General features: G+C 45.6%; 14 protein-coding genes. 8 read left to right on the forward strand and 6 right to left on the reverse strand.

The features are described 5' to 3' along the window. Positions 1–24 precede the first annotated feature (24 nt). Positions 25–663: a transaldolase family protein gene (locus NLZ44_RS10720; protein WP_493752740.1), complete on the forward strand. Its 639-nt coding sequence runs from the start codon at positions 25–27 to the stop codon at positions 661–663. Between the two features lie 38 nt (positions 664–701). Here NLZ44_RS10720 and NLZ44_RS10725 read toward each other — a convergent pair whose 3' ends face one another. From NLZ44_RS10725 to NLZ44_RS10735, 3 genes are all read right to left on the reverse strand, one after another. Further along, positions 702–2,291, reverse strand: coding sequence for a polysaccharide deacetylase family protein (locus NLZ44_RS10725; RefSeq protein WP_493752741.1), 1,590 nt, complete (start codon positions 2,289–2,291; stop codon positions 702–704). Between the two features lie 106 nt (positions 2,292–2,397). Next, a complete protein-coding gene (locus NLZ44_RS10730; RefSeq protein WP_008057407.1) occupies positions 2,398–2,781 on the reverse strand; it encodes a thioredoxin family protein in 384 nt (127 codons plus the stop codon). Between the two features lie 48 nt (positions 2,782–2,829). Further along, complete coding sequence (locus NLZ44_RS10735; RefSeq protein WP_048895370.1) at positions 2,830–3,543, reverse strand: NnrU family protein; 714 nt, start codon at positions 3,541–3,543, stop codon at positions 2,830–2,832. 121 nt (positions 3,544–3,664) lie between these two features. Between NLZ44_RS10735 and NLZ44_RS10740 the strand changes: the two genes are divergently transcribed. From NLZ44_RS10740 to NLZ44_RS10765, 6 genes are all read left to right on the forward strand, one after another. Beyond that, on the forward strand, positions 3,665–4,660 hold the full coding sequence (locus NLZ44_RS10740; RefSeq protein ID WP_008057411.1) for a LysR family transcriptional regulator: 996 nt from the start codon (positions 3,665–3,667) through the stop codon (positions 4,658–4,660). Between the two features lie 60 nt (positions 4,661–4,720). Further along, on the forward strand, positions 4,721–5,659 hold the full coding sequence (locus NLZ44_RS10745) for a LysR family transcriptional regulator (protein WP_493752742.1): 939 nt from the start codon (positions 4,721–4,723) through the stop codon (positions 5,657–5,659). Between the two features lie 88 nt (positions 5,660–5,747). Beyond that, on the forward strand, positions 5,748–7,166 hold the full coding sequence (locus NLZ44_RS10750; protein WP_493752743.1) for a protein kinase domain-containing protein: 1,419 nt from the start codon (positions 5,748–5,750) through the stop codon (positions 7,164–7,166). Positions 7,167–8,285: 1,119 nt separating this feature from the next. After that, positions 8,286–9,356, forward strand: a complete 1,071-nt coding sequence (locus NLZ44_RS10755) for an RNA-guided endonuclease InsQ/TnpB family protein (protein WP_493752744.1) — start codon at positions 8,286–8,288, stop codon at positions 9,354–9,356. A 56-nt stretch (positions 9,357–9,412) separates the two neighbouring features. Further along, the gene (locus NLZ44_RS10760; protein ID WP_493752745.1) at positions 9,413–10,813 is read left to right on the forward strand and encodes an ABC transporter substrate-binding protein; all 1,401 of its coding nucleotides are present in this window, start codon (positions 9,413–9,415) and stop codon (positions 10,811–10,813) included. Positions 10,814–10,898: 85 nt separating this feature from the next. Further along, on the forward strand, positions 10,899–12,827 hold the full coding sequence (locus NLZ44_RS10765) for a hypothetical protein (RefSeq protein ID WP_493752746.1): 1,929 nt from the start codon (positions 10,899–10,901) through the stop codon (positions 12,825–12,827). A gap of 22 nt (positions 12,828–12,849) precedes the next feature. On the opposite strand, the gene NLZ44_RS10770 is transcribed toward NLZ44_RS10765, so the two are convergent. Next, positions 12,850–13,974, reverse strand: a complete 1,125-nt coding sequence (locus NLZ44_RS10770) for an aldo/keto reductase (RefSeq protein ID WP_493752747.1) — start codon at positions 13,972–13,974, stop codon at positions 12,850–12,852. A gap of 8 nt (positions 13,975–13,982) precedes the next feature. Then, entirely contained in the window at positions 13,983–14,489 is a 507-nt protein-coding gene (locus NLZ44_RS10775; protein WP_006619830.1) for a bifunctional nuclease family protein, read from the reverse strand. A gap of 311 nt (positions 14,490–14,800) precedes the next feature. Between NLZ44_RS10775 and ribE the strand changes: the two genes are divergently transcribed. Beyond that, positions 14,801–15,508, forward strand: a complete 708-nt coding sequence (gene ribE / locus NLZ44_RS10780; protein WP_111891066.1) for a riboflavin synthase — start codon at positions 14,801–14,803, stop codon at positions 15,506–15,508. An 84-nt stretch (positions 15,509–15,592) separates the two neighbouring features. Here ribE and psaB read toward each other — a convergent pair whose 3' ends face one another. Then, positions 15,593–17,818, reverse strand: a complete 2,226-nt coding sequence (gene psaB, locus NLZ44_RS10785; protein WP_006670107.1) for a photosystem I core protein PsaB — start codon at positions 17,816–17,818, stop codon at positions 15,593–15,595. Between the last annotated feature and the right edge of the window lie 44 nt (positions 17,819–17,862).

The following is a 17,862-nucleotide window of genomic DNA, read 5'->3' on the forward strand; positions in this document are numbered from 1 at the left end:
CGGTTAAATTATTAAACAGAAATCATGGCTTTATATCTGGATTCTGCTATTCTGTCGGAAGCTGAAGCAGCTAGTCAATGGGGGTGGGTGAAAGGAGTCACCACTAATCCCACTTTACTGGCTAAAAGTGACCTATCCCCAGAGGCAACTTTAAAAGGACTTAAACAACTGTTCCGGGGGGAGATTTACTATCAGTTAACTGCCTTAGATTTTGATAGTATGCTGGGGGAGGCTTGGGCAGCTTATAATATTTTGGGAGAACAAACAGTTTTAAAAGTTCCAGCCACTAGCTTAGGCTTTCAATTAGTGGCTCATATATCCCCTAAAATTGCCTGTTCTGTGACGGGGATTTATAGTGCATCTCAAGCGGCTGTCGCCCAAGAAGCGGGGGCAAAATATGCGATCGCTTATGTCAACCGCGCCACCAGATTTTTAGGAGATGGAATCACCCTAGTTAAAGATATGGCTGAAATTCTCGCCGGAAGTGAAACCAAAATTCTCGCCGCCAGCATCAAGTCCCCAGAGGAAGCCGTCGCCACTCTCAAAGCTGGTGCTTATCACCTCACCCTACCCTTGAATATTCTGCAATCTTTAACCACCCATGAACTCTCCAATCAAACTGTACAAGAATTTCACCAAAATGGTCGTGGTTTACTCAGTTAATCGGCTAGGGTACAGCCCTCACCCCAGAGGGCGTTACATTATCTTCGGTTAGCGTCAGATACTGCTACTGTGCCGCAAAAATCATCCGCAGAAAATTGAGGATTATTAACCCCCAAACCCGATAAATCATTAGCTATTAAAGCCGTGTCAACTGACTCCTTAGCCGACCATTTGGGAAAGTCACCTTTTTGATAGGTAGCAATTTGTTCTGGGGTGAGTAAATCCATAAAATCCGCCAATTCTCGATAGGTGATACATTTAACTTCTGGCTGACCACAAACTGCTTCAGCAAAGCGAAACATAGCATTCCAATAAGCGCCATTATTCCAGGCGGAAAAATGATGACCGATGTGAATAGGGGCGCGATTTCCTGTATAGTTAGCTTGAAAATAGTTTAGATAGGTTTGGAAAGTATCTTCTTCGTAGAATTGAGCATTAGCAGGGTTAGGCTTGGCTTGAGAATGAGCATAATAAAAATTATAGTCCATTGACAAGACATTTTTACGGGTTTTAGCGGTAGTTAAACTAGCGAGGGGGAAATTCCAGATGCCGTTTTGTTTTTGTGGCCAGTAGTTAGATTGAGCGACTTTACTGGTATCATAACGAAAACCTTTTTTTTGTAGGGTTTGATATAAACCAGGACCCTGACCCAATTCGGGGGCGCGAAATCCTTGAATGGCGGTTTTGTCAAAGGCGAGACTACCTTCTAGGTTATTAATTTGGTGGGATTGAAAAATAAACTTATCAAAATAGTTAAATTCTCGCGTCCAGTCCGCCTCAGTCCAGCGACTACCATTAAAATGACCTACTGCATGGGAGGCAATTTCATGACCTTCTTGATAGGCTAAATTTAGCTGTTCTAGGCGTTGTTTAACGTCTGGTGGGGTTCCTCCCCAACCGATCGCCGAATGACCGACCCGGTGACCGCCAGGTGGTTGATAAAGTTGGCGATCGCCAGTATTGACAAAATAGACAGCACTGATAAAATAAGTAAAGCGGAGGGGGATATTTTGAGCAGCCTTATCTTTAGCAAAGTGGCGAGATTTTTTCCATGCTTCCAGGGAACGGGAACCGTCAAAAGCCAGCAAGACAAATTGAGGAGGGCGACTAGGGAGATTAATCAAGCCTGCTTGACGAATTAAACTTAATAAAAAATGTGAATCCCAACGATTAGATAAGCAGGAATTACCGCCCCCTTCTTGTTGACAAGCAGTAATTAAATCTTGAGGAAACGGCCCCAATGAGTCATTGGCTTCCATACAATAACCAGTAATGGCGTTAAGATGAGAACCATCGGGACAGATATTATTGCCGTATGCTTGGCGAAATAATGTTTCTGACCATTTGTTATTAAAACAGGCGGAACCGCCGCCCCATTGGAGACATTTATTAATCATGTTTTGGGTGATAGGTCCGGCAGCTATCTCACCATTAGAGCAGAAAAAGCCGCCGTGCTGATTAACGGTTTTTAGTTCCCATTTAACTGGGGTTTCTGGGTTGTTGTGGGGTGCAATTGATGGGGATATAGGGGATAAATCAGATGATAAATTATTGACATTGTGGCAGGCAGTCAGGACAAATAAGAGGCTAAAACCGGATAAAGTTTTGGGGAACAGAGGGGTAAACATAACGCAATTGAATCTCACCTTCAAGAAAAAAACCGGATTTCCGATAGCCATGTATAAGAAACCCGGTTAAATTTGTTTCAACAAATTGTAGATTTTGACAACCCCATTAGGCTTCCAACTGGAGATATTCAGGAGTTTTCAAAGGACGGGTGTAGCAGTCATGTTGATAGTTAAGCATGAAACCATTAAGGGTCTTGAGTAGGTCTTCGCGTCTGAGTAAGTGTTCAATGCGGTAGAGTGGTTCTCCTTGATGAAAGAGAATTAGGGTAGGTAGATTCTGAAGTCGATAGGTACTGGCCAGCTTTAAATTCTGGTCAGCATTAATACCAAATACCTGAACCTGACCTGTCCACTGGGTCTGGAACTGTTCCAATTGTGGGACAATAAGTTTACACAGGCCGCACCAGGGAGCCCAGAAGTGAACGAGAATAGGTGTAGAAGCACTCAAGACCTCTTTAGAAAATTGCTGCTCACTGACCGATAAAAGCATGATGCCTCTAAATTTTATTAACGAACATTTTATATCTCTGGGATCATGCTACCAGCCTACGTTACCTGTGACACGAATTAATAGCGGATGAGCTTTCCAAAGTAGGATAATGAAAACCCCAACCCCCAGATAAGCGGGGCGGAGAAATTCCTGTATAAGGAGGGTTTGCCGTCCCTGGATAATTGCCAAAAAGGGAATGACGGAGGTTTGGGATTTGAGGGTTTCAAAGGATTCGCCAAAACGGGCTTGTAAACGCCGATCGCCGTGCCAGACTCCAAAAAGGTGATGCAAAACCAAACCAATGGAGGTGAGGAGGGTAAAGGTGGTACCAATCCAGAGAGTATGGGCAATACACCAGATAACTTGTCCGACCATTTGGGGATGTCGGGTAATACGGATAATGCCAGTTTGATGAAGATGGACTTCTGGTTTAGCGATCGCAGCAATTTCCAGTAGATTGAAAGTAGAGGGGTATAAAAACAGAAAGGAGATAGCCGAGAGGACCCAAACGATAGGTTTAACGGCGGGTACACCCTGAACTTGCCAGAGTTGTAGGCCATCATAGCGGTGATTAAAGAAATAGATAATCAAGACCACAGCCAGGGATAAACTGACCAGGGCGAAAAAAATGCGATACAACCGGGGACCGATGACCTGTTCGACAACAGGGCGGAGGGCGGCTAGACCACTATGGGCGATCGCAAAGCATAGAAGTAGCCCCACCATAACAAAATGGCTAAGACTGAGCCATTGATCAGACATTTTGACCTCTTCAACAGATAATAAAGTTAACTCCAATACAGATCATCTCGCAGTATGCTCAAAGAAGACGATCCTCAGCTACCTATTCTCGGATCTTTTGTCTGCCGATGAGGTTAACACCATGTCCGATCTTCCATTCACTTTAGATCAGTTACGCATTTTGCAAGCGATCGCTTCCGAGGGAAGTTTCAAGCGAGCCGCCGATCGCCTATATGTATCCCAACCTGCGGTCAGCTTGCAAGTGCAGAACCTGGAACGCCAATTAAATGTACCCTTATTTGATCGGGGAGGTCGTCGCGCCCAACTGACAGAAGCGGGTCATCTATTATTGAGTTATGGGGAAAAAGTGCTTTCCCTGTGTCAGGAAACCTGTCGTGCGCTAGAAGACTTACAAAACCTGCAAGGAGGAACCCTAATTGTCGGTGCTTCCCAAACTACGGGAACCTATTTGCTACCTCGGATGATTGGGATGTTTCGCTCCAAATATCCCGAAGTAGCGGTACAACTTCATGTTCACTCTACCCGTCGCACGGCTTGGAGTGTGGTTAATGGACAAATTGATTTGGCGATCGTCGGGGGGGAGATCTCCCCGGAATTGGCGCAGTCATTAGAGGTAATTCCTTTCGCAGAAGATGAACTAGCTCTAATTATGTCGGTTTCCCATCCCCTCGCCACACAGGAGATTATCGAACATGATGATTTATACGAGTTGAAGTTTATCAGCCTTGATGCTCAATCGACTATCCGCAAAGTGATTGACCAGGTATTGAGTCGGTCTGGGATTGATACCAGTCGCCTCAAAATCGAAATGGAACTAAGTTCTATTGAAGCGATCAAAAATGCGGTGCAGTCGGGTTTGGGGGTGGCCTTTGTTTCCACATCAGCCATTGAGAAAGAGTTACAAATGGAAGTATTGCAAATTCCTAAAATTGATCGAGTCACTATCAAACGGATGTTATCAGTGATTTATAACCCTAATCGCTATAGATCAAAAGCAGCATCTGCATTCATGCAGGAGATTTTACCCAATTTCTCTAGTACACAACTCCCACCGGAAAACTTAGAGATTTCTGTTGTGGAGGTTAACGAAGCGACCTCAGAACAGATGCCCTTGTAGTCTGTAGTGGGGGTTCGACTTCCAACACACTAGCACATCGAATAGCACTTTTATTTACTGATGTCAGACGTTCCGTTTACCCTGGATCAATTACGAATTCTCAAGGCGATCGCCTCTGAAGGGAGTTTTAAAAGAGCCGCCGATAGTCTCTATGTCTCCCAACCTGCGATCAGCCTACAAGTACAGAATTTAGAGCGACAATTAAATGTTCCCCTGTTCGATCGCGCTGGTCGCCGGGCTAAACTTACCGAAGCGGGACATTTACTGATTAGTTATGGGGAAAAGATACTTTCCCTATGTCAAGAAACCTGTCGTGCGATCGAAGACTTACAAAACCTACAAGGGGGAACCCTAATTGTCGGTGCTTCCCAGACTACCGGAACCTATCTCCTACCGGGGATGATTGGGATGTTTCGGCAAAAATACCCAGATGTGGCCGTGCAACTTCATGTCCACTCTACCCGTCGCACCGCTTGGAGTGTTGCTAACGGACAAATTGACTTAGCCATCATTGGGGGGGAGATCCCGCCGGAATTGCAGGACTGTCTCAAGGTTCAGCCTTATATTGAGGATGAACTAGCCCTGGTTTTACCTGTATTTCACCCCTTGGCTGAAAAAGACTTTATTCAAAAGGAAGACCTGTATAACCTAAAGTTTATCGCCCTAGATGCTCAATCGACTATTCGCAAGGTGATTGATCAAGTCCTCAGTCGCTATGATATTGATCCACGTCGCTTACGGATAGAAATGGAACTTAACTCCATTGAGGCTATTAAAAATACTGTACAAGCCGGACTGGGAGCCGCTTTTGTTTCTACCTCGGCTATTGAAAAAGAGATCCAAATGGGGATGCTGCATCGGGCTACCATTGATTCAGTAACGGTTAAACGGATGTTATCAGTAATTGTTAATCCTAATCGCTATCAATCCAAAGCTGCCGAAGCCTTCAGTCGTGAGATTTTACCCCTTTTTTGTAATTCTGAGCAGCAGATGAATTGACCCCACGGTGGATTTTTGCCAAAATCCTAGGGTAGCCGCACTTTTTCAGTGAAAATCAATTCAGGCGATAAGCCCAACCTAACTTCTGATGAAAATCTACTGTACTCGCCCCGGTTGTCCCAGGCCAGACAACTTATATCCTGACCTTGATGATCATGCCAACCTCAAAACGGTACAACAGAAGTATTGTACTACCTGCGGTATGCCCCTGATTTTAGATGGGCGCTACCTCACGGAACGTCTATTGGGTCAGGGGGGGTTTGGGGCGGCGTTTTTGGCGCGCGATCGCCGATCGCCAAGTTTACGCACCTGTGTTGTTAAGCAGTTTCTCCCCGCCGGAGACTTGGACCCCCAACAATTAGCGATCGCCCAAGGATTATTTGAACGGGAAGCCCAGGTTCTCGATCGCCTCGGACACCAACATCCTCAAATCCCCAATTTGTTAGCCTATTTTCCCCTGGAAGCAACAGGTTGGCAAACTCGCACCCCTCAGCAATTTTTCTATCTAGTTCAAGAATATATCGACGGTCAGAACCTGGAACAGGAACTATCAAGCCGGGGTCCGTTTTCGGAAACGGAAGTGCTGGAAGTAATGCGGGAAATTCTGAATATCCTGGAATTTGTCCACGGGGAAGATGTCATCCACCGCGATATTAAGCCCTCTAATATTATGCGCGATCGCTCTGGCACTCTCCATTTGCTCGATTTTGGCGCGGTTAAGGAAGTCACCCAAGCACCAGGAAATAAATCCACCGGAATCTATTCTGCCGGATTTGCTCCCCCAGAACAAATGCGAGGTCGCAGTGTCTATCCATCTACCGATTTATATGCTTTGGCGGTCACAGCAATTATGTTATTAACAGCCAAAGACCCTGAAGATTTGTTTGATAGCTACAGCAATGCTTGGATTTGGAAAGATCAGGTGACAATTTCTGATTCCCTGGCTAAGATTCTTGACCGGATGTTACAACCTACCCCTAGCGATCGCTTTGGAGCCGCTACCGAGGTATTAACAGCCCTCAATGCCATGATATCGCCGCCACCGCCACCGCCACCTCCTCCCGTAGTTCCTGCGCCTTCTGTAACTCCTCAAAGCGCCCCAGTGTCCGCACCAGTAGCTACTCAAATTCAACCGCCAACCCCCACCGTCAGGCGGCCTTTTTCCATCCTGGAAATTCTAGCCTCAGCAGCATTTACCGGCTTTGAGGGGGGATTACTGGTGATGGTGTTGTGGTCGTTGTTAGATACAATACCTTTGATTTTGGGGATTGCTGGCTTCCTGTTAGCGGGGTTACTATTAGCTCAAGTGCGCCGTTGGGTAGAAAAATGGGATCTGCTGATTATTGCTGGGATATCTTTTGCGATCATTTTTTGGGTTGGCACTGGACCCGGTAATCTTGAAGTTACCCAGGTCATCATTTTACCAATATTGACAGCACTATCAGCCGTCGCCGTAACTGCCCTATTTCGTCTAATTTACGGGATTCTCAAACGGCTCATTTCTTGAGTTGAACTACAACAAAAACGGGATTGGAGCCAGAATTTAATCCAAGATTTGCTTGACATCTTATGACAATAAGGTACAATACCCCCAAAGATTCGCAACTCAATAATGAGTATACGGTCAAACCCCAGACCATGCCAAATTTCCCTGACGACATACTCATCAAGTCGGATTCTTCATGGTAAAATCCAATCATGCGTGCGAGACGTTTAGGAGTGAAATAGGGATGCAATGCCCGAAATAGCCTCCTAGTGGGACTTCCACCCCTTGGTGGAATATAAGGGACTCGTATCCTGACCATCCCATAACTGTTTATATGTCCCGACGCTTGGAGAAATCTGAGCAAGGCAGGGGACTCAAGGTCATAAACAAACTGAGAAATCAGGGAGTAGAGAGTAAAGGCGATAGCCACCCCCAATTTCAGGATACACGATTCTGGGATTGAAGCGGGGAACGGAAGGCGTGAAGTAGAACCTACTACCAAATGCGACCACTGCCAACCATCCATGATTAGGGAAACCGAATGTCCGGCTTGAACCATCGTAATGATTTAGCAGCGTAATAGGTTGCCACGCTGCGCTCAAAAGAGCAAGGGGAAAAGTAGGGTTTTGCATAAAACACCTACACAGACCTTTTTAAGTACCCCGGTGGAGAGGACAAGTCTAAAGATGGAATGCCCATATAAACGGAACGTTTAAACTCCTCATTGGTTCTCCTTATCAAAAAAGTGAGCAATATTACTCACAAGGAGTAGTGAAAAGTGTAAGCGTATACCATTGAGGGGAAAGGATGTGACTGAAAGCCAATGCCTAATTGTAATGATTAGGATATGCCCACTAGTCACGGTGTAGATATGGAGACTGCGACAAGTAGGAGTAATATGACGAGAGCGAGTTTAAAGACTACGAGTTGTATGCCAAGCTCCCAAAGTTGGAATCATAAAGCGGGGGTTCGTAACCCTGTTCCTAGTGACAAAAAGGGTATCTACATTAGGAGCCGTATGAGGTGAAAGTCTCAAGTACGGTTTTGAAGTGGAGTTGGGGAAGGTGACTTCCCTTTCGACCATAACCTTACAAAGCTTTCCGGACAAAACTAAAACTCAATGACCGTCAAGCCACCTTGATGGCCAAACACGCGGGTTATGCTCGGTTCGTGTTTAATTGGGGATTACACTTATGGAGGTCAGCTTATGAAGAGGGACTCAAGCCTAATATCAACTCCATTAAAAAGGTTTTTACTCATTATGTGAAACCTCAATATCCTTGGATGTCCGAATTGTCTTCTAAAGTTTATCAATATGCCTTCATTAATCTAGGGGATGCCTTTAAGCGCTTCTTCAAGGGAATAAGCAGTTATCCTAAATTTAAGAAGAAAGGCCACCATGATAGCTTTACCCTTGACAATTCCGGAAAGCCATTCAAGTTGTCAGGAACTCGCCATAAGCTGCCTTTTGTGGGCTGGGTTTCTACATTTGAGGCTCTACCCGAAAGTTGGGTTAAGAAAGTCACTATAACGCGCCAAGCAGGTGACTGGTATATGAGCTTTTTCGTAGAAATCACACCAGAAATCACACCGAAATTCCGAGAGAGAATCGGGGTAGACCTAGGAATTAACAATTTGGCGACTTGCTCCGATGGGACCCAATTCTCTAATCCCAAGGCTTATAAAGCAACGACCAAAAAACTAGCTCAATTACAACGTCATTTAAGTCGCAAAGTCAAAGGCTCGAAAAATTGGGCCAAATGTCTCTTAAAAGTTCAAAAGCTACATCAAAGAGTAGCAAACATTCGGCGGGACACCATTCATAAAATAACTACTTTCTTGGCTAAGAACCACAGCCAAGTCGTCATTGAAGATTTGAATGTGTCAGGTATGCTGAAAAATCATGGTTTGGCGGGTTCTATCGCTGATGCTTCATTTTATGAGTTCCGTCGTCAACTAGGTTACAAGGCAGAACGTTATGGTTCAAAGTTGATTATTGCCGATAGATTTTATCCATCCAGTCAACTGTGTTCTAATTGCGGTTATCGTCAAAAAATGCCCCTAGTCCGTCGGACTTTTGAATGTCCAAACTGTGGCCTGAAGATTGATAGAGATTTGAACGCCAGTATAAATTTAGAAAAATCGCCTGGTTCAGACGATTACACTTGTGGACGGGGTGCTGCCGACAGTCCCGGACGAAGCAAGAAATAAACATCAAGATCCGGCTATGTCCGGTTTTGTTTAAGTTTTATAGAGCAGATTTGATCATGTCTCAAAAGAACGAAACAGCCATTCTGATTGTAGCCTTGCTGCTTACGGGAGGATTATTAGCCGTGGGGTATTTTGCCTTTACCCAGTGGCAATCACAAACAGAGGCAGGTATGACAACATCTCCCACTTCCCCAACAGCTAGGAATGACTCCCGACCTAGGGCGATTAGTGGTGGGCAACAGTTATTGGTTGCCAGCACAACTTCCCCCGCTAAACAAGAGGGAATTGAGGCGATCGCTGCCGGAGATTATTCTAGGGCTGTTTCCCAGTTGGAAGCCTCCCTACAGCAAAATCGCAATGATCCAGAAGCCCTAATTTATCTCAATAATGCCCGCATTGGTGCTGGACAGTCCCATACAATAGCCGTTTCTGTTCCTATCACTACCGCAGAAAATGCAGCCCAGGAAATCCTGCGGGGAGTAGCCCAGGCTCAAAATGAAGTTAACCAAGCCGGGGGTATTAACGGCGTTCCCCTGGGGGTGCTGATTGCTGATGATGCTAATAACCCTAGTGTCGCTGAACAAGTGGCTCAGTCTCTAGTCGCTGATGACCAGGTTTTGGGAGTCGTGGGGCATTTTGCTAGTGATGTGACTTTGGCTGCATCCCCCGTTTATGAAAGGGGTCAATTGGTGGCGATTTCTCCCACCAGTACCTCGATGCAGTTATCTAGGGCGGGGGATTTCATTTTTCGGACTGTTCCCAGCGATCGCTTTACCGCTAATACCCTGGCTAAATATATGGTAGATACCCTGAATCTGAACCAGGCGGCTATTTTTTATAACCAGGATAGTAGTTATAGTCGTTCCCTCAAAGATGAGTTTACTACCGCTTTATATGGAGATGGCGGCGCAGTCGTCGCAGAGATTAATCTGGCTGAGGGGAATTTTAATAGCTTTGATGCGGTAGAATCAGCTACGCGACAGGGTGCAGAGGCGATCGTATTATTGGCTAATACCGAAACTGTTAGTCAGGCTTTACAGGTGGTGCGTGTTAATGCTAGAAACTTACCTGTGTTGGGGGGAGATAGTCTCTACAGACCTGAAGTTTTACAGGTCGGAGGCGATAGTGAAGGTATGGTCGTCGCTATTCCCTGGCATATTCTTAGCCACACTAATTCCGCGTTTCCAGACGCGGCGACTCAGTTATGGGGTGGTGATATTAACTGGCGGACTACTATGGCCTATGATGCCACTAAAGCCTTGATTGCTGGTATTTCTGGAGATTCTAGCCGCCAGGGAGTCCAAAGGACACTATCAGAACCCGGTTTTTCCCCTAAGGGGGGTAGCGGAAATATCCGTTTTTTACCTTCTGGCGATCGCAACCAAGCCGCAGAATTGGTTAAGGTTGAACCCGGAAGGCGATCGGGATTGGGTTATGATTTTGTGCCACTTCCTTGATGGTTTAACCCCGTGCGTTTTTCGCTATAATTTACTGATAGCATAGTTTGGGCATAGTCATCAATAACAAACAAGGAGATGGGGGTTGTTTGGTCGCCAACTGATTTCTTTTCTATCATTATCTGGGTTCCGACCAAAATCTGCTCTCGACAGAAAGGTTTGGCGATCGCATTTTCGGCTATTCATTGATAGGGCGATCGCTATCTTAATTCTCGCCAACCTCAGCTTAGTAGTTTTTGACTTTATCTACCTCAAAAACCGCCATTTATATATACGCATCGATGATTATCGCCAACAAATATCTAACACTCCCCAAAGGAAATATTTACAACTAGTAGATAATCTCCAGATCATCCTAGAACAGGAAGGCTTAAACTCTCCCCAAGTTGACCCTATCTTATCCGAAATTAGACAATCTAGCATCGAAATTCTCATAAAACAACCACCATTTCGGGTTCAAGACTCCCACGGAACTTTAGCAGTTATTAATAACCGACTCCGGGAACATCTCAACACCGATGACCTAGAAACAGCCATCAATACCTTTTGGAGTCGAGCATATTTCACTGATAATGGTTGGGAAAATTCCCTGAGATTTTTTAATATCAATTTACGACATCTATTTACACTATATGAACCCCAATTAAGCTATGATATAATTAAGGGAGTCGAAGCCTATCGACCCTCCCAAAGCTATCTGATGATTGTAGCAGACCTGAAAGCCATCTTAGAATATGAGGGTTTAGAATCCCCCCAAGTTGAACCCTTATTACAGCAGCTTCAGCAACTCAGCACTGAGATGATAGACCGCAGTTATATCCCCCAAATTGACAACACTTTAGGGTTAATCACTCATATCAAATATAGGATGGTCGAACATATCCACAGTGGCGATCCATCCACGACTAATCACTTAACACCCACCTTAAAATTTTTGTATTCAATGAGGGTGTTAAGTATCCTCGCACCCGAAGTTATTTGGGTAGATCAGTCCTCAAGAGAAGCCTTGAGAACCTTCTGGAGTCTTGATAACCTCAGCCAAAAAGGATGGGAAACAGAACTAGATTTTTTTGACAGTCAAATAGCTAGTTTAATGCGTCAGATGTATTTCCGCCACCTGGGAATAAATGGCGAATTTATCGACCGTTTTTGGCTAGTTGATTTCCCTTGGGTAATCGTTTTTTGGCTGATTTTTCTCGTGGAACTCTCCTTTATTCGTCGTCGCCATCCCCAACTAGGGTTATGGCCATGTATTAGGATGATCTGGTATGACCTATTTTTACTGATTGGGGTTATTCGCCTAATTCGGATAATTCCAGTTATCATTCACTTAGAAAGAGCCAAATTACCTAATATGGCTACACTGAGGGCTCAAATTAAACTCAAAGTTATTGCTAGTTTTGGGAATGAATTAATCCAGGTAGTAGTTAACCAAAGCATTAGCCAACTCAAAGCAACTGTCAGCAGCGGAAAACTGCGAAAAATGATTTTTAAATCTCAACAAAAATCGATGAGTATCACCAAGCCAGAGAGTCCGAGTCAAGTCAAAGTAATTAGCCAACAATTATTAAAAGTTACTGCTTGTCATGTTTTACCAGAAATTCAACAGGACTTAGAAGCCTATCTTCATTATCAGGTCAGTCAGTCTGTTAAACAATCAGGAATTTATCGCCGTTTACAGAAAATTCCGGTGATTCGGAAACTTCCTGAACAGGTGAGTGATAATCTGGTCAAACGCATCGCCGCCATTATCTCCCAGCAGCCACTAAAATCCTATTATGCCTCACAAAATAAACAACCAGATCCCATCGCGCAAGAATTGCAACAGCGATTAGTTAACCGTTTTTTAGATGTGTTACGTTCCGAACTCAAAAATAATGAGACTATCCAAGAAGTAGAATATATTTTAATTGACTTTTTAGACCAAGCCAAAATCAATAACGTTGAATCCGCACCACCGGACCCCGACACTCCGGCGCTAAAACCCGCACACTTCCCAGATGAATTTGACTAAAATCAGATGTTTGCAATATTACCTAAGATTCCCACAAACGTCGCCCTTTAGATCCTCCCAGTCGTTGGTGAGTGTCTCGCAACAGACGGGGAATATCTAAATTTTCAGGACAGCGGGGTAAACAGTCGCCGCAGTCGGTACATCGATCGCCTCTACGTCCAGGAAACCAATGTCCGGCATTCTCAAACATACCATAGCGATACTTACCAAATTCCGTCATATTGTAGGCGATCGCCAAATTTCGCAATCTCAGGACTTCCGGGATATTAATCAGTTCAGGACATGGTAAACATTGATAACACTGTTTACAGGTATCGGTTGCTAATGTTTCCTCTAAGGCGGTTTCCAGAGCCATGAAGGTGCTTTGTTCCGACTCCGTGAGGGATTCTACAGAATCGGCTACTTGCAGCGGTAAATCCAATTCTTGAGGGTTAGCGGCCCCTAAACTGATGGTAGTAATGCGGCGATCGCTCAATAGGAATCGATAATTCAAGTGCAGGGGTGAAAATGGATCGCATAGCTGAGTTAACTTAGCTGGGGGGGTGTAGAGTCTTCCCCCTTTATCGGCTGGGGAAATAATGAAAATCCCCATATCCTTTTGAGATGCTAGGGTGATGGCGGGAGCATGGCGCTGGAAAAAATAGTAATAATGGAGATTGACAAACTCAAAGCGATCGCTATTAATGGCTTCCAGAATCACCTCAACCGGAGCATGGGTCGAGAACCCCAGATGTCTGACCCGTCCATCTGCAATGGCTCTGTCAATACCCACAATACCAGCGATCGCCTCCGTGAGATGTTCAGGGGTATTAATACCATGAATCGCCAAACCATCGAGATAGTCAAGATTCAGCCTAGTTAGGGAATCATCGATCGCCTTTTCTAAAGCATCAGGATCAGACATGGGTGGGATCTTGGTAGTAATATAAAGCTGCGATCGCTCCACAGGTAGACCACCCAGCAAACTCGCTCCCAGATACTCCTCACTTTTGCCATAACCTTTGGCAGTCTCTATATGGTTAATTCCCATAGAAACTGCCCTTTCTATGGTTTGGTGGGCATTTTCCGGGGATGCTAAATAGCGCATCGTCCCCAGGGAAAATACTGATAGGGGTAAATTGGTTTTACCAAAGCGTCGATAACGCATGATTTTAGTTATTGAGCTTCGTCTTTGCGAAAATCGGCTCGTCTAATCAACTCTTCTGGACTCAGGTTAGCGACAAAATCGCGAAAGGCGCGTCTTTCGGCTTCGTCAGCATCACGATCAACAGGGATAGAAGCATCAGCGATGACTTCTTCCATGACCCAGATGGGGCTATCGGTACGCAGTGCAATGGAAATAGCATCAGAAGGACGCGCATCAATTTCTTTACGATTCTCCCCTTGACGTACAATCAAGACAGCATAAAATGTATTGTCTTGGAGGGAGTGAATCACAATCCGCTCTAAAACCATATCCCAGGTTTCCATGAGATTGACAAATAAATCATGGGTTAGGGGTCGGGGGGGTTGATGGTTTTCCAAAGCGCCGATTATCGATTTAGCCTGATCCTGACCGATAAAAATAGGTAAGGCTCGTCGCTCAGACGCATCTCTGAGTAAAACAATAGGGCTGCGTGTGGTAGCGTCTAGTGCAATTCCGGCGACTTTCATTTCAATCATCGGTTCAGCCTCGATAAAATACGATAGACAAACAACAAGTGGTTAGACCCGCAAGTAAGAATCCAGCAATTCCAGTATGCCTTGATTTTTACCCGAATTGACGACAATTGCTCCGAAATTGTGGACAGCCCGGATGTGAATATGGTCAAACAATGCCGCATAATTAACTGGTGTTAGCCTAAAAATCTAGGTGTAATGGGGATTCTAGCTTACCGGGAAGGTAATCGCTAGGGGTTTTGGTGGTCATGGGAATTACCACCTCGGTGATTGGTTTTGTTTGTTTAACGTTCACTTGATACGGGAAAAAAGTTATGTTTACCGGATTAATTCAGGCCTTGGGGACGATTGAGAGTTTGGGGCGATCGCGTTTTCAGATCGATTGTCAGGTGGGTGCAATTGATCTGATTTTGGGGGATTTGGCGATCGGTGATAGTGTCGCGGTTAATGGGGTTTGTCTAACAGTGGTGGAAATTATGCCCCGTGGCTTGGTGGCGGAGGCTTCCCCGGAAACTTTGGGTCGGACTACTTTGGGTAGTAATTTAAATGGTTATGTGAATTTGGAGGCTTCCCTGCGTGCGGGAAGTAAGTTGGGAGGACATTTTGTTACCGGTCATGTTGATGCGATCGCCACTCTCGAGGCGGCGGTGTCTGTGGGGAATTCCTGGGAAATGCGTTTTGTTCCCCCCAGTGATGCTGGTCTGTGGAATCAACAGATTGCTCCCTATTTGGTTGCTAAGGGTAGTATTGCGGTTAATGGGGTGAGTCTGACTATTTCCGAATGCGATCGTCATAGTCGTTGGTTTGCAGTCGCTGTTATCCCTCACACCTACCAAAATACTAATCTTTGCACCTTGGAAACTGGTAGTTTAGTCAACTTGGAAGCCGATATTTTGGGTAAATATGTCGCCAAATTTCTCAGTATAAATTCCACCGATTCCCTGAATATTTATCATCAGCAATCTCTCACAGCCACCCCAGAAATTACCCCAGAATTTCTCAGCGAACATGGTTTTAATTAGTCCATCAATTAATTATTAGTCAAAAAAAAGCCCCCCACCAATGGTGGAGGACTTGCAACTAATTACCTAACATTAGGGTTCAGTTTAACCGAACTTACCAGCAGTTGAGGCAATTAGGAAGGCTGCGTAGGTGAGGATATAGCCAACCGTGAAGTGAGCTAAACCAACAACGCGAGCTTGAACGATGGACAGAGCCACTGGCTTATCTTTCCAGCGAACCAGGTTCGCCAAAGGAGTGCGCTCATGAGCCCAAACAATGGTCTCGATGAGTTCTTGCCAGTAACCACGCCAGGAAATCAGGAACATGAAACCAGTTGCCCAAACCAAGTGTCCGAACAGGAACATCCAGGCCCAAACAGAGAGGTTGTTAGTTCCGAAGGGGTTGTAACCATTGATTAACTGGGAAGAGTTCAACCACAGATAATCGCGGAACCATCCCATCAAGTAGGTAGAAGATTCGTTGAACTGAGCAACGTTACCTTGCCAGATACCCAGGTGCTTCCAGTGCCAGTAGAAGGTTAACCAGCCCAGGGTGTTCAGCATCCAGAACATAGCTAGGTAGAAGGAATCCCAAGCGGAGATGTCGCAAGTACCGCCACGGCCGGGGCCATCACAAGGGAAGGCATAGCCGAAGTCTTTTTTGTCGGGCATCAGCTTGGAACCACGAGCATCCAACGCACCTTTGACCAGAATCAGGGTGGTGGTGTGCAGACCGAGAGCGATCGCATGGTGAACCAAGAAATCGCCAGGGCCGATGGTTAGGAACAGAGAGTTAGTGCCGGAGTTGATGGCATCCAGCCAGCCAGGCAACCAAACGTTACCGTAGTTAGGCCAAGCAGTGGTGGCAATGCTTTCAGGATTGGAAAGCAGCACATCCATTGCATAAACCGCTTTACCATGAGCAGCCTGAATGAACTGAGCGAACACAGGCTCAATCAGGATTTGCTTTTCAGGAGTACCGAAGGCGACCACAACATCGTTATGGACATAAATGCCTAAGGTGTGGAATCCGAGGAACAGAGACACCCAGCTCAGGTGAGAGATGATTGCCTCTTTGTGATCCAAAACGCGAGCTAAAACGTTACCTTTGTTTTGCTCAGGATCATAGTCACGAACCAGGAAGATAGCGCCGTGAGCAAAAGCACCGACCATTAAGAAGCCAGCAATGTACTGATGGTGCGTGTAAAGAGCAGCCATCGTGGTGTAGTCCTTAGCAATGAAAGCATAAGGAGGAATGGAGTACATATGCTGGGCAACCAGGGAGGTGATTACACCCAGACAAGCCAAGTGCCATCCTAACTGGAAGTGGAGAGAGTTGTTATAGGTCTCATAAATGCCTTGGTGAGGCATATTAAAAGGACCTTCGAGACGACGACCAAAGAAGTCTTTGGCATCGCACATTTCTTTGATGCTGTGACCGATTCCGAAGTTAGTCCGGTACATATGACCCGCAATGATGAAAATCACTGCGATCGCCAGATGGTGGTGAGCCATATCGGTCAGCCACAGGGACTCGGTTTGGGGATGAAATCCACCTAAGAAAGTCAGAATTGCAGTCCCTGCACCTTCAGAAGTACCGAACACATGACGAACGGTGTCAGGATTCTGAGCGTAAACTCCCCAGTTACCAGTAAAGAAGGGAGCCAAACCCGCCGGGTGAGGCAGAGTGCTCAAGAAGTTATCCCAACCCACGTGCTGTCCGCGAGATTCGGGGATAGCGACGTGAACCAAGTGACCAGTCCAAGCCAAGGAACTAACACCGAACAGACCTGCCAAGTGGTGGTTCAAACGAGATTCAGCGTTTTTGAACCAGGACAGACTGGGGCGGTACTTGGGTTGCAGGTGCAACCAACCAGCAAACAGGAACACTGCAGCCAGTAAAAGCAGGAAGATAGAACCTTGGTAGAGGTCTCCATTGGTCCGCATCCCGATGGTGTACCACCAGTGGTAAACACCAGAGTATGCGATATCAACCGGGTTAGAAGCGCCAGCTTGGGTAAATGCGTCAACAGCGGGTTGCCCAAATTGGGGGTCCCAAATGGCGTGAGCGATGGGACGTACATTTAAGGGATCTTTGATCCACTGTTCAAAATTGCCTTGCCAAGCGACGTGGAACAGGCTGCCAGAAGTCCAGAGAAAAATGATGGCGATGTGTCCAAAGTGAGAGGCAAAAATCTTTTGGTAAAGATTCTCCTCGGTCATTCCATCATGAGTCTCAAAATCATGGGCTGTGGCAATCCCGTACCAAATCCGACGAGTGGTCGGATCTTGAGCCAAATCCTGGCTAAATTTTGGGAATTTCGTTGCCATAAGTCCTAACTAAATGGTGTTCTCATTAAGTCCGCCCTGGGAAA

It is taken from the genome of Arthrospira sp. PCC 9901 (genome assembly GCF_059013425.1).

Excerpts from the sequence above, each read along its gene's own strand:
- NLZ44_RS10720 (WP_493752740.1), top strand. The coding sequence starts at position 25 with ATGGCTTTATATCTGGATTCTGCTATTCTGTCGGAAGCTGAAGCAGCT.
- NLZ44_RS10750 (WP_493752743.1), top strand. The coding sequence starts at position 5,748 with ATGAAAATCTACTGTACTCGCCCCGGTTGTCCCAGGCCAGACAACTTA.
- psaB (WP_006670107.1), bottom strand. The coding sequence starts at position 17,818 with ATGGCAACGAAATTCCCAAAATTTAGCCAGGATTTGGCTCAAGATCCG.
- NLZ44_RS10760 (WP_493752745.1), top strand. The coding sequence starts at position 9,413 with ATGTCTCAAAAGAACGAAACAGCCATTCTGATTGTAGCCTTGCTGCTT.
- NLZ44_RS10770 (WP_493752747.1), bottom strand. The coding sequence starts at position 13,974 with ATGCGTTATCGACGCTTTGGTAAAACCAATTTACCCCTATCAGTATTT.
- NLZ44_RS10775 (WP_006619830.1), bottom strand. The coding sequence starts at position 14,489 with ATGATTGAAATGAAAGTCGCCGGAATTGCACTAGACGCTACCACACGC.
- NLZ44_RS10730 (WP_008057407.1), bottom strand. The coding sequence starts at position 2,781 with ATGCTTTTATCGGTCAGTGAGCAGCAATTTTCTAAAGAGGTCTTGAGT.
- NLZ44_RS10735 (WP_048895370.1), bottom strand. The coding sequence starts at position 3,543 with ATGTCTGATCAATGGCTCAGTCTTAGCCATTTTGTTATGGTGGGGCTA.
- NLZ44_RS10740 (WP_008057411.1), top strand. The coding sequence starts at position 3,665 with ATGTCCGATCTTCCATTCACTTTAGATCAGTTACGCATTTTGCAAGCG.
- ribE (WP_111891066.1), top strand. The coding sequence starts at position 14,801 with ATGTTTACCGGATTAATTCAGGCCTTGGGGACGATTGAGAGTTTGGGG.
- NLZ44_RS10725 (WP_493752741.1), bottom strand. The coding sequence starts at position 2,291 with ATGTTTACCCCTCTGTTCCCCAAAACTTTATCCGGTTTTAGCCTCTTA.
- NLZ44_RS10755 (WP_493752744.1), top strand. The coding sequence starts at position 8,286 with ATGGCCAAACACGCGGGTTATGCTCGGTTCGTGTTTAATTGGGGATTA.
- NLZ44_RS10745 (WP_493752742.1), top strand. The coding sequence starts at position 4,721 with ATGTCAGACGTTCCGTTTACCCTGGATCAATTACGAATTCTCAAGGCG.